The sequence below is a fragment of the Streptomyces violaceusniger Tu 4113 genome (genome assembly GCF_000147815.2).
GTDB classification, from domain to species: domain Bacteria; phylum Actinomycetota; class Actinomycetes; order Streptomycetales; family Streptomycetaceae; genus Streptomyces; species Streptomyces violaceusniger_A.
The window spans coordinates 3,212,572-3,224,366 of the sequence record NC_015957.1; the positions used below are offsets into that span (position 1 = coordinate 3,212,572).

The 11,795-nt window shown below is 72.4% G+C and carries 10 protein-coding genes; 6 read left to right on the forward strand and 4 right to left on the reverse strand.

The features are described 5' to 3' along the window. Window positions 1-17: 17 nt before the first annotated feature. The 4 genes from hisG to STRVI_RS14000 all read left to right on the forward strand — a co-directional run bounded on the left by hisG (window position 18) and on the right by STRVI_RS14000 (window position 4,181). A complete protein-coding gene (gene hisG / locus STRVI_RS13985) occupies window positions 18-866 on the forward strand; it encodes an ATP phosphoribosyltransferase (RefSeq protein WP_014056302.1) in 849 nt (282 codons plus the stop codon). A gap of 64 nt (window positions 867-930) precedes the next feature. Then, entirely contained in the window at window positions 931-1,386 is a 456-nt protein-coding gene (locus tag STRVI_RS13990) for a PH domain-containing protein (RefSeq protein ID WP_014056303.1), read from the forward strand. 315 nt (window positions 1,387-1,701) lie between these two features. Further along, a complete protein-coding gene (locus STRVI_RS13995; protein WP_014056304.1) occupies window positions 1,702-3,075 on the forward strand; it encodes a hemolysin family protein in 1,374 nt (457 codons plus the stop codon). Continuing rightward, on the forward strand, window positions 3,072-4,181 hold the full coding sequence (locus STRVI_RS14000; protein WP_014056305.1) for a hemolysin family protein: 1,110 nt from the start codon (window positions 3,072-3,074) through the stop codon (window positions 4,179-4,181). Before STRVI_RS13995 ends, STRVI_RS14000 begins: the two co-directional genes overlap by 4 nt. 110 nt (window positions 4,182-4,291) lie before the next feature. On the opposite strand, the gene STRVI_RS14005 is transcribed toward STRVI_RS14000, so the two are convergent. Continuing rightward, a complete protein-coding gene (locus tag STRVI_RS14005) occupies window positions 4,292-6,181 on the reverse strand; it encodes an AAA family ATPase (RefSeq protein ID WP_014056306.1) in 1,890 nt (629 codons plus the stop codon). 399 nt (window positions 6,182-6,580) lie between these two features. After that, on the reverse strand, window positions 6,581-7,210 hold the full coding sequence (locus tag STRVI_RS14010) for a uridine kinase family protein (RefSeq protein ID WP_014056307.1): 630 nt from the start codon (window positions 7,208-7,210) through the stop codon (window positions 6,581-6,583). A 172-nt stretch (window positions 7,211-7,382) separates the two neighbouring features. Here STRVI_RS14010 and STRVI_RS14015 point away from each other — a divergent pair, with 172 nt between their 5' ends. Next, complete coding sequence (locus STRVI_RS14015; protein WP_014056308.1) at window positions 7,383-8,804, forward strand: peptidase C39 family protein; 1,422 nt, start codon at window positions 7,383-7,385, stop codon at window positions 8,802-8,804. A gap of 23 nt (window positions 8,805-8,827) precedes the next feature. After that, window positions 8,828-9,085: a hypothetical protein gene (locus tag STRVI_RS14020; protein ID WP_043235890.1), complete on the forward strand. Its 258-nt coding sequence runs from the start codon at window positions 8,828-8,830 to the stop codon at window positions 9,083-9,085. Window positions 9,086-9,165: 80 nt separating this feature from the next. On the opposite strand, the gene STRVI_RS14025 is transcribed toward STRVI_RS14020, so the two are convergent. After that, complete coding sequence (locus STRVI_RS14025) at window positions 9,166-9,798, reverse strand: endonuclease (RefSeq protein ID WP_014056309.1); 633 nt, start codon at window positions 9,796-9,798, stop codon at window positions 9,166-9,168. 63 nt (window positions 9,799-9,861) lie between these two features. Then, window positions 9,862-11,604: a PucR family transcriptional regulator gene (locus STRVI_RS14030; RefSeq protein WP_014056310.1), complete on the reverse strand. Its 1,743-nt coding sequence runs from the start codon at window positions 11,602-11,604 to the stop codon at window positions 9,862-9,864. Window positions 11,605-11,795 lie beyond the last annotated feature (191 nt).

Consider the following 11,795-nt stretch of genomic DNA (forward strand, 5'->3'; position numbering starts at 1 on the left):
CGAAGGAAAGAGCACTCATGCTGCGCATCGCCGTCCCCAACAAGGGTTCACTGTCCGAGCCTGCGTCGGCGATGCTCCATGAGGCGGGCTACCGGCAGCGCAAGGACCGCCGGGAGCTGGTCCTCGTCGACGCGGAGAACGAGGTGGAGTTCTTCTTCCTCCGCCCCCGCGACATCGCCGTGTACGTGGGCTCCGGCCGGCTCGACATCGGCATCACCGGCCGCGATCTGCTGCTGGACTCCGGCTCCAAGGCCGAGGAGATCATGCAGCTCGGCTTCGCCGGGTCCACCTTCCGCTACGCCACCCGTCCCGGCACGGCGAAGGACGTCAGCGAGTTCGGCGGGATGACCGTGGCCACCTCCTTCGCCGGACTGGTCACCAAGCACCTCGCCGACAACGGGGTCGACGCCGACGTGGTCCACCTCGACGGCGCCGTCGAGACCGCCATCCAGCTCGGTGTCGCCGAGATCATCGCGGATGTGGTCGAGACCGGCACCACCCTGCGCAACGCCGGGCTGGAGATCATCGGCGAGCCCATCCTGGAGTCCGAGGCGATCGTCATCCGCCGCACCGGCGACCCCAGCGACGACCCCAAGGTCCAGCAGTTCCTCCGCCGGATGCAGGGCGTCCTGGTCGCCCGGCGCTACGTGATGATGGACTACGACATCCGGGTGGAGCAGGTGGAGCGCGCCGTCGCGCTCACCCCGGGCCTGGAGTCGCCCACCGTCTCCCCGCTGCACCACGAGGGCTGGGTCGCGGTCCGCTCGATGGTCCCCGCCAAGGACGCCCAGCGGATCATGGACGAGCTCTACGACCTGGGGGCCCGGGCCATCCTCACCACGGGCATCCACGCCTGCCGCCTCTGACGGCCCGCCCCCGCCCCGTCTCGCCTTCCCACCCGTTCCCTTCTCATCCGAGAGGCCGACCCACGTGTCCGCCGCCGCGCCCCCGCCCGCCCTGCCCGTCACCTTCCGGCCGACCAGGACCCGCGCCGTCCTGATGACCGTCGGCATCGCCGTCCTGGTCGTCCTCACGGTCGTCGCGCTGCTGCTGGAGCGGCTGGGGCCGGGGGAGAAGGCCAGCTTCATCATCACCGGACTGCTGTTCTTCGGGGTGCTGACGCTGCTCAGCCGCCCCAAGGTGGTGGCCGAGGAGGGCGGCGTGACCGTCGTCAACCTCACCACCAAGCGGCGGTTGGAGTGGGCGGAAGTGCTCCGGGTCAATCTGCGCCCCGGCGACCCATGGGTCTACCTGGACCTCGCCGACGGCACCAGCCTGCCCGCGATGGGCATCCAGCCGGGCATCGCCAAGGCGCGGGCCATCAGCGACGCGCGGGCCCTGCGCGCCCTCGCCGAGCAACACGGCACGGGCCGTGCCATGGACTGAGCCGCCCGGCCGGGCCGCCCGGCCCCAGCAGTGCTGAGCTGCCCCTTTACGCCCGATTTCGCCCCCGCCGGACAGGTCCCACCGAACCGGTCGGTAAACTGATCGGCACTCCAACGGCGTGAGGGGCCTGCCCGTCACGCCCCATCCTTGATTACCCTGTTGCCGGGGCCGAACGGTGCCCCACCCCGCCTCTCCCTGTGCGCACGCACCCCGTGCGCGCCGGCGGGCTCCCCTGCGACCCGAGGAGTGACTCCCTCCGCAGATGGACGGATCGTCCTGTAGTACCTGCGCCGCCGCCGACCACAAGGCGGCGGCATGAGCACCACCCTGTCCCTCCTGCTGCTCTGTGCGGCACTTGTCCTGATCCTCGCCAACGGCTTCTTCGTGGCCGCCGAGTTCGGCCTGGTCACCGTCGAACGGCCGGACGCCGAGCGAGCCGCCGACGAGGGCGACAAGCGCGCCCGTACCGTCGTCGAGGCGCTGCGCGAGCTGTCCTTCCAGCTCTCCGGCACCCAACTCGGCATCACCATCACCTCCCTGATCGTCGGCATGCTCGCCGAGCCCGCGCTCGGCCATCTGCTGACCGCGCCGCTGGAGGCGGTCGGCCTGCCGCACGGCGCCGTCTCCGGTGTCGCCGTCGTCCTCGGCATGCTGCTGGCCTCGGCCGTCCAGATGGTCATCGGTGAGCTGGTGCCCAAGAACTGGGCGGTCTCCCGGCCGCTGCAGGTCGCGCGCTTCGTCGCGGGCCCGCAGTACGCCTTCGCCCGCTTCTTCCGCCCCGTGATCGCCCTGCTCAACACCGTGGCCAACCGGCTGGTGCGGGCACTGGGCGTCGAGCCCACCGAGGAGCTGGCCTCCGCCCGCACCCCCGGTGAGCTGGTCTCGCTGGCCCGCCATTCGGCGCGGGCCGGCGCGATCGAGCAGGACACGGCGGATCTGTTCGTCCGCACCCTGTCCCTGGGCGAGCTGACCACCCAGCATGTGATGACCCCGCGGGTGCGGGTCAGCGCCCTGCACTCCTCGGCGACCGCCGTGGATGTGCTCAACCTCACCCGGGCCACCGGGCTGTCCCGCTTCCCCGTCTACCGCCACCGGCTGGACGAGGTCATCGGGATGGTGCACCTCAAGGACGCCCTCGCGGTGCCCTCGGGGGACCGGCTGCGCACCTCCGTCAGCCGGATCGCCCAGCCGCCGCTGCTGGTCCCCGAGACGCTGCCGGTCCAGCCGCTGCTGGAGCGGCTGCGCAGCGAACAGCCGATAGCCGTGGTCGTCGACGAGTACGGCGGCACGGCCGGTGTGGTCACCCTGGAGGACATCGTCGAGGAGCTGGTCGGCGAGGTGCGCGACGAGCACGACGACGAGGCCGCGGAGACCCCGGACCTGGTGCAGGCCCTCACCGAGGACGGCCGCACCGCATGGGACGCCGACGGCGGCTGCCGCGTCGACACCCTGCGCCGGATCGGCCTCGACGCGCCCGACGGGCCGTACGAAACCGTGGCCGGGCTGGTGGCCGATCTGCTGGCGCGGATCCCCGTCCCCGGCGACACCGCCGAGCTGCCCGGCTGGAAGCTGGCCGTCCGGCAGGTCGGCCACCACCGGGCGGAGCTGGTGCGCATCGTCCGTACGAAGCCGGGTACGCCGCCGAAGGTGACTGCCGGCGCCGCGGCCGGGGAGGGGACCGGACGATGAGTGTGGTGCAGCTTTTCTTCGCCGCCCTGCTGGTCCTCGTCAACGGCTTCTTCGTGGGCGCCGAGTTCGCCCTGGTCTCGGTGCGCCGCAGCCAGATCGAACCGCGCGCGGCCGAGGGCTCCGCGCGCGCCCGTACGGTCCTGACGGGCCTGGAGAACCTGCCGCAGATGATGGCGGCCGCGCAGTTCGGCATCACCATCTGCTCGCTGACCCTCGGCGCGGTCGCCGAGCCGACCGTCGCCCAGCTCCTGGAGCCGGTCTTCCACACCGTCCAGCTGCCCGAGCAGTTGGTGCACCCCCTCGGCTACGCCATCGCGCTCGCCGTGGTCGTCTGCCTCCATCTGCTCATCGGCGAGATGGTGCCGAAGAACCTGGCCATGGCGGCGCCGGCCAAGACCGCGCTGTGGCTCGGCCCCGGACTGGTCGGCTTCGCGCGGCTGTGCCGGCCGGTCACCGCGCTGCTGGGGGCGTGCGCCCGGCTGGTGCTGCGGCTGTTCCGGGTGGAGCCCAAGGACGAGGTCGAGGCCGTCTTCACCAGTGAGCAGCTCACCCATCTGGTCGAGGACTCCCGGCAGGCCGGGCTGCTCGACCCCGGTGAGCAAGAGCGGCTCGCGGACGCCCTGGAGCTGGGCAGCCGCCCGATCACCGACGTCCTCCTGGACCCGGCGGGCCTGGTCACCGTCGACCCCTCGGTCACCCCCCGGGAGATCGAGGAACTGACCGTGCGCACCGGCTACTCGCGCTTTCCGGTGCGCGGCCCCGGCGGCGCCTTCATGGGCTATCTGCATGTGAAGGACGTCCTGGAGCTGGAGTTCCGGGAGCGGGCGGTGCCGCAGCGGGTCTGGCATCCGATCGAGACGCTCCGGGCGGAGCTGCCGCTGGACGACGCCCTGACCGCGATGCGCCGGGCCGCCTCCCATCTGGCGGCCGTCGCCGACGGGTCCGGCACGGTGCTGGGGCTGGTGGCCCTGGAGGACGTCCTGGAGAAGCTGGTCGGCGAGGTCCATGACCCATCCCACCGCCGCGGGGCCCGGGACCGGGTGGCCGAGCCCAGGGGCGAGGCGGCGGCCTCCCTGTCCAAGGAGGAGCGGGCGATGGTCGGCTGACCGCGGTCGCGCCTGCGGCGGGCCTTCCACAACCGGGGCTCCGCCCCGGACCCCGCTCCTCAAACGCCGGAGGGGGATTTTCAGCCAGGGAAAGCCCGCCGCAGGCGCCGCTACCCCAGGGGCGGGTCCTGGGGGTCGCGGTACATGGGACCGCGACCGGACAGGACCTCCCCGTACGCCTGCATCAGATCCGGCAGCCGCAGCGTGGCCAGGTCGTCACGGGTCGGCGTGCCGCTCCACCCGGAGAGCCGCAGATCCCGGTAGGCGCAGCTCTTCTCGTACAGCGTGCGAAGGAACCGGCCGTTCCCCAGCTCGTCGATCCAGCTCTGGTCCACCACATGGCCGCTGATGCTGCGCAGCTCCTCCACGGCCTCCTCGTCCCACACATCCCCGTTCTCCGCCGCCAGCACCTCACCGATGCGGGTGAGCTCCAGCGGGCGATAGCTGGGGAAGTCGACGCGGGTGGTGAAGCGGGAGCCGAGGCCGGGGTTGGCGGCCAGCAGCCGGTCCATGCCCTCGGGGTAGCCGGCGAGGATCACCACGAGCCGGTCGCGGTTGTCCTCGGCGCGCTTGAGCAGCACCTGAAGCGCCTCGTCGCCGTACGCGTCGCCCTTGCTGTAGCCCGAGTTGGACAGCGAGTACGCCTCGTCGACGAAGAGCACCCCGCCGAGCGCCGAGTCGATCAGCTCATTGGCCTTCACCGCCGTCTGGCCCAGGTACTCGCCGACCAGATCGGCGCGCCCGGCCTCCACCAGATGGTCGCCGCCGAGCAGCCCGAGGGCGTAGAAGACCCGGCCGAGGATGCGGGCCACGGTGGTCTTGCCGGTGCCGGAGGGGCCGGAGAAGACGAAGTGCCGCTTGGGCGGCTGGACCGGCAGGCCCTGCCCGGCGCGCAGCCGCGCCATGTGGAGCTGCGCCGACAGCGCCCGCACCTGCCGCTTGACCGGCTCCAGGCCGACCATGCGCTCCAGCTCCTGCAGCGCGCTCTCCAGCAGCACCGGATCCGAGGGGCCGGGCTGGGACGGCAGACCGGCCCGGGCGCGGGTGCCGCCCGCGCCCACCACGGCGGGGCCCATCAGCGGCGGGCCCTCGGGCCCCTCGGCCGCGGCCCGCGGATCGCGGCCGTCGGCGGGCAGCGTATCGGCGGGGTCGGTGGTGGTGTCCCGGCCGTCCGTGGCGTCCTGGCCACCGGCGCCGGCCAGTGAGATGGCGGCCAGGTCCGCGGGCTCGTCCAGCCCGTCGGACTCGGCTATCGCCGCGAGCCGCGCCGAGGTGTCCATGAAGGTGGAGTCGATGCGGTGCACCGCGCGGTAGAGGGGGAGCGCGGCGGCGCTGCGCCCGGTGCCCTCATGTGCGCGGGCGAGCCAGTAGCGCAGCTCCTTGCGCTGGGGCTGTTCGCTGCGACAGCGCATTAAGGCGGCGGCGAGCAGCGGCTCGGCCTGGCTGTACATCTCCAGCCGGACCCGCGCCATCCCGGCGAACAGCCCCGCCTCGATACCGAGGAACGGATCGTCCAGCAGCGGCTCGGTGTGGCGCACGAGCTGCTCCCAGTCCTTGACCAGATAGGCGCGGCAGGCGTGCAGAAAGCGGGCCTGCGGATCGGCCTCCACCGGCGGGCAGCCGGCCAGCGCCCGGTCCAGCTCGGGCACATGGCGGCCGTCGAGCCAGTGCGAGGCGTGGGCGAGCAGCAGGTCCCGGCTGGTCTCCAGCACGGGCTGGACCCACCAGCCCAGCCAGTACCAGGAGTTGAGGGTGCGGCGGTGGCGGGCGCGCTGCTCGCCGAAGCGGTCGCGGTGCCGGTACATCCGCAGCAGCGCGGCCGTGGTGTCGGCCCGCAGCGCGTGCAGTCCGAGCCAGGCGTCGGCCATTCCGGGGTCGAGCCGGGTCGCGGCCCGGAACTCCTCCTCGGCCTGTGCGTACGCGCCCATCGTGTAGGCGTCGACGGCTCGCAGCCAGGCGAGGTCGGCCGGGGCGTGCGAACCTTGCGTGCCGAAATCCATCACGTCCCCCACAACCCCAGCCCCCGTGGATGCCGCAGGGGCGAATGCCCCTTTCGCATCGTACCTGCGCAGCCCGCATGGGCCGAGGGTGCCGCACTGTTGTTCGTCGCAATCACACAAGGTCGGGTTGGTGTGCGCGGGGGCGTGTAAGGGGCGCACAGGGCCTGGGGTGGCTCGTCACCCAGAGTGAGGAGGTGGCGGCGCAAAGCAGCGGAAAACCGGCGCGAGACAGGACGAAGCCCCCGATCACGGGGGAACAACCGGGGGCTTCGCGTTATGGGACGACTCGTACGAGTCGCACATTGAGAACGTAAGACCTGTATGGGCCCCAGGTCAAGCCGAGTTGGGGTACGCGTCATGCGTCGGGTGCGGGCGTCGGACCCGGTCGGAAATGCCGGTTCACGCTGTGTGAGGCCAGGGCGCGTCTCCGTCGTTCGCCGCAGGTCCCGGTAGCACCTCATACCCCTCCTTTCGCTGCAGAACCAACGTTCCGGCGTACGGGCGAGAGGGGTCGGCGGCGAAGTGCGCACGCTCGGCGGGCAGCCATCCGTCCCAGAATGCGGACAGCTCCGGGCCGTCCCGCAACTGTCCGCGCCGCCAGGAGTCCCGCTCCGGCAGATCCATCCACAACAGCCGCGCCAGCCGTGGGCGCACCGCCCGGCGGCCGCTGCCCACGCCCTCCAGCAGCACGACCGGCGCGGGATCCAGCCGCCGCCGGGTGGTGGCGAAGCGGCGCTCCACCCAGTCGTACGGGGCGTAGCGCGCGGCCGTGCCCCGGGCCAGCGGGGCGAGGATCTCGCTCCGCAGCCGCCCGGCCCAGCCGAAGAGCTCCTCATGGGTGGCGAAGTCGTCCGTGTGCAGGACGGGGGCACCGCCGAGTGCCTCGGCGAGCCGTCCGGCGAAGGTGGTCTTCCCGGAGCCGGCGTGACCGTCGACCGCGACCAGCCGGACCGGCCCGCAGGACGGCGGCAGCGCACGCAGGCGCCGCGCCAGCGCGTCCAGGCCGCCAACCGGTGGGTATGTTCGCATCGGGGACCACCATACGGCCCTTCCGGCTCGTTCACTCCATTGGTTCACACCAATATTGATGGAGCGGGTACCGGGGGAATCACTGGCCTGAGACCACTCGCAGCGGCCATAGTTGTGCGACTGTCGCGCACCCGCCGCCCATTGGACTGGACGACGACTGGGGGAACCCCGCATGACCAGATCTGGATCCACGCCTCGCCGCTCCGTGCTCGCCGTCGCCCTCGGCGTCGCGGGCGCCGCCGCCGTCACCACGACAGCCGCGACCGCCGGGGCGGCCCGTCCGGCCGCCGCCGCGACACCGGGCTCGGAGGTCCCCGGGGCCGCCGCGGCCCCGGCGGGCTCGAAGGCCGCCCGGGTCGCGGAGTACCACGGCTGGAGCGGCCACGCCGACTGGCTGGCCGGTGCCGCCAAGGGCGTGCGCGCCGAGGGCGGCGCCCGCCCCGGCATCGTGATCTCCCGTCCGCTGGGCAGCGTGGACTACACCGATCCGCACACCGGCACCAAGGCCGCCTGGGAGTACGCCACCTGGACCTCCCCGGTGCGCACGCTCTCCGTACCCGCGACCGAGGCCATTGTCTCCTGGAACGCCCGCACCCCCGCCGGCACCTGGATCCAGATCGAGCTCAAGGGCACCTACTCCGACGGCACCGCGACCCCCTGGTACGTCATGGGCCGCTGGGCCTCCGACGACGGCGCCTCCTCCATCCGGCGCACTTCGGTGGACGACCAGAGCGACGACAAGAGCTCGGTGTGGACCGACACCTTCTCCATCGACGACCCGGCGAGCGGGCTGCGGCTGGCGAAGTACCAGGTGCGGCTCACTCTCTACCGCAAGCCCGGCTCCAAGCTCACCCCCACGGTATGGCGGGTCGGCGCGATGGGCTCGGACGTCCCCGACCGGTTCGAGGTGCCCGCCTCCACACCGAGCCTGCCCAAGGGGCGCGAATTGGGCGTACCGCGCTACTCGCAGGAGATCCACAAGGGCCAGTACCCGGAGTACGACAACGGCGGCGAGGCATGGTGCAGCCCCACCTCCTCGCAGATGATCATCGAGTACTGGGGCCGTAAGCCCTCCGCCGCTGACCTGTCCTGGGTCAACCCCGACTACGCCGATCCGCAGGTCTGCCACGCCGCCCGGGCCACCTTCGACTACCAGTACGACGGCTGCGGCAATTGGCCGTTCAACGCCGCCTATGCCGCCACCTACCGCGATCTGCAGGGCGTGGTCACCCGCCTCGGCTCGCTCGCCGACGCCGAGAAGCTGATCGGCGCCGGCATTCCGGTGATCACCTCGCAGTCCTTCCTCAAGACCGAGCTGGACGGCGCGGGATACGGCACCTCGGGCCATCTGATGACCGTCATCGGCTTCACGGCGGACGGCGACGTCATCGCCAACGACCCGGCCTCGCCCAGCAACGACGCGGTCCGCCATGTCTACAAGCGGCGCCAGTGGGAGAACATCTGGCTGCGGACCAAGCGGTACGACGCGAACGGCAAGGTGGTCTCGGGCACCGGAGGCGTCTGCTACCTCTACTTCCCGGCCAAGCCCACCTCCGCCCAGCGCCGGGTGCTGGGCGAACTCGGCATCCGCTGAGGCACAGCCAGTGCACCTCGAATGTGGCCGCCGTCGCACAGCACGCGGCGCTCGGCGCGCTCGACGACGTACCGTGGCGGCGGCCGGCCGGGTATCGCGAGCGGCGCGACGCCGCCCACGCCCGGCTGACCGCGATCGACGGCATCGAATGCCCGCTGCCGACCGGGGCGTCCTCCCTCTTCCCGGATATCTCCCGCCTCCTCGGCGGCGACCACGGCGGACGGCCACCGGCCACGGCCGACGACTTCTGCGACCGGCTGTGCTCGCAGTTCCTCACCTGAACGCGTTACGCAGTGGCTGAAGGCGTTACGCGGCGACTGAAGGCGTTACGTGGCGGCTGAACCCGTCACGTGTGAACGCGTCACGCGGCGGCGCGCACCTCCCGGGCGGCGTCCGCGTGGAGCGCGACGCGGACCAGGGCCGCGGCCAGCCGGGGAAGGTCCTTCTCGGCCACCAGCCGCCCCAGCGCCCCCGCGCTCTTCGGCAGCCCGACGCGCTCGGCGCCCTCCAGCGCCTTGCGGTCGAAGTACGGGGCGAACTCGGGCCAGACGCCCTGCACCTCGCGAAGGAAGATGTTCACCCCGGCGGGCCCGATGCCCTTGATCTCCGGCAGCAGCTTCTTCGGGTCCCCGGCCTCGCGCATCCGCCGCAGATCGCCCCCGTACTCGCGGTTCACCAGCTCGGCCGCCTCACCGAGCTGGGTGGCGGTCCGCTCGTCGTAACGCCGGTAGCCGCCCTCGCCCAGCGCGTCGACCCGCTGCTGCCAGGTGGCCTCCGCCATCCGCCGCGGGTCGCGCATCCCGGCGTCGAAGAGGGCGCGGGCTGCGGCGACGGCGATATCGGAGCTGATCCGCGCGGACAGCAGATGCGCGAGTACGAGGAGCTGGTAGAGCGGGCCGGGGGTGTCGCGGAGCTTGATCCCGGCCTGGGTGGCGAAGGTCGTGCCCTGCTGGTCGAGCAGACTGCGCGCCACGCTCTCGTATCTGTCGCCCATCGCCCATCCCGCCTCGTCGTGTGGTGCCGTCGCGTCGGTCACGGGTGCCCGGTGGCGCTCCGCTCACTCGGGCCCGTTGCGCATGACCTTCCAAATGCGGGTGGCGACCTGGAGGTTGAGCCTGCTGTCCACGTCCGCCAGGTCGCTTCCGCTGATCTCGCGGATGCGCTGCAGCCGGTAGCGCAGGGTCGATCGGTGGATCACGAGCGCCGCGGCCGTCTCGCTGTAGTTGCCGCCGCGGTCGAAGTACTGGGAGAGGGTCTCCACCAGGTCCGTGTGGTGCAGGGCGTCGTAGTCCATCAGCGGGCCCAGCCACTCCCTGACGAACCGCTCGACCTCCCGGTGGTCGCTCCCGGTGCGCAGGATCCGGTACAGCCCCAGGTCGTCGTAGAACGTCATGCCGCTCGCGCTGTTGGAACGGCGGCGCACCTCCAGCGCCCGCAGCGCCTCCTGGTACGAGCGGGGCACCTCGTGCGGGGTGTCGCAGGAGGCGCCCACCCCGATCGCCCCGCTGTCCGTGCCGAGCTCACGGCTCAGCGCCGAGTGCAGCGACCGCTCGCCCGGTGCGCTCTGGGCCACCAGGACCGCCGCGTCCGAGCGCAGGGCGGGCAGGATCCGCAGGCCCATGCCCGTGGCCGCCCGGCTCACCGACTTCAGGAAGACATCGTCGGCCGGGCGGTCGCTCCAGCGCACCACGATCACATGGTGCGGACCGTGCAGATCGTGGCCGACCGCCTCCGAGCGGGCGTACGCACTGGTGTCGTCCGCGCCCGAGAGCAGATCGTCGACCAGCTCCCGCCGCAGCCGCAGCTCCACCTCCGCCAGCTCGCGCAGATGGGCCAGCTCCAGGCCGAGCGAGGCCGCGGCGTGGTCGAGTGCGCGAACGGCCCGTTCATCGGCCCGGCCGTCCGGGTCCACCAGGAACAGCACGCCCAGCACCTCGCCGCGCGGATCGGCCATCGCGGCCAGCCGGTCCCGCACCCGCACCGGACGCGCCCGGCGGGCGGCCTCCCGCAGCAGCTCCTCGCGCTGCGCCGGATCGGGCTTGGGGTAGGGGTCCGGGCGGCCGGGGCCCGCCCAGGCCCGGAGGTTGCCGAACCGGTCCTCGGCGGCGGCCGCCAGCCCGGTGATCCGGTACAGCGTCCGGACGATCCCGTCCTCGCCGTCGCCGTGGGCGGCCGAGCGGGCGAGGGCGTCATGCACCTCCCGCAGCCGGGAGAGATCGGTCAGCGAGGCGTCCAGCCGCTTCCGTATCGCCTCCCGCTCGTCCCATGCCCGGCGCAGCTCCAGGGCCTGGGCGCGCTCACGGCGGTGCGCGGCGGCGGCGGACAGGGCCGCGGCGGTCTGCCGTACGAGCAGGGTGAGCAGCAGCCGTTCGTCCTCGCCGGGCCGGTCGCGGTAGCTCACGACCAGGGCGCCGTGCAGGCCGTCCGGCCCATGCGGACCGCCTGCCTCGCGTAGCCCACCTGGTTCGCGCAGCCCGAATGCCCAGCCCCAGGCCCGCCGGGGGAGTCGCACCGGCCCGTCCCGTCCGGCCAGCTCCCTCACCTGCGCGTCCAGGGCCTCGGTGGCTCGCTGGCCGTCGTGCGGACAGCGGACCAGACCCTCGCCGAGCCGTAGGTATCCCGCCTCGGCGCGGCCGGTCCCGACCGCGCTGACCTGGGCCATCGCCCGGCGCAGTATCTCTGCCCCGTCCTGGCCGTCGATCCCGTCGTTCCTGTCCTTCCCGTCGATCCCGTCGAAGCTGGTGAACAGGGTCAGACAGCGGTGCAGCAGCAGATCGTGGGCGACACCTGGTGGGGCCATTGGGTCACTCCGTGCGTCCTCATGTGTCCTGTGCGTCCTCATGCCTTCTCGAGATGCCTTCTTGAGATGCCTTCTCGAGGAGATCCGCCCGGGCGAGTACCCACTTCATGGCAATTCACCGCATGAGGGTGAAAACGGTGCGCGCATTTCGATCTCCTGGGCGCAGTGGGCGGGCCCGGAGGGGGAGCGGA

Coding starts and splice junctions, on each gene's coding strand:
- STRVI_RS14005 (WP_014056306.1), bottom strand. CDS start 6,181: ATGGATTTCGGCACGCAAGGTTCGCACGCCCCGGCCGACCTCGCCTGG.
- STRVI_RS14010 (WP_014056307.1), bottom strand. CDS start 7,210: ATGCGAACATACCCACCGGTTGGCGGCCTGGACGCGCTGGCGCGGCGC.
- STRVI_RS14015 (WP_014056308.1), top strand. CDS start 7,383: ATGACCAGATCTGGATCCACGCCTCGCCGCTCCGTGCTCGCCGTCGCC.
- STRVI_RS13995 (WP_014056304.1), top strand. CDS start 1,702: ATGAGCACCACCCTGTCCCTCCTGCTGCTCTGTGCGGCACTTGTCCTG.
- hisG (WP_014056302.1), top strand. CDS start 18: ATGCTGCGCATCGCCGTCCCCAACAAGGGTTCACTGTCCGAGCCTGCG.
- STRVI_RS14030 (WP_014056310.1), bottom strand. CDS start 11,604: ATGGCCCCACCAGGTGTCGCCCACGATCTGCTGCTGCACCGCTGTCTG.
- STRVI_RS14025 (WP_014056309.1), bottom strand. CDS start 9,798: ATGGGCGACAGATACGAGAGCGTGGCGCGCAGTCTGCTCGACCAGCAG.
- STRVI_RS14000 (WP_014056305.1), top strand. CDS start 3,072: ATGAGTGTGGTGCAGCTTTTCTTCGCCGCCCTGCTGGTCCTCGTCAAC.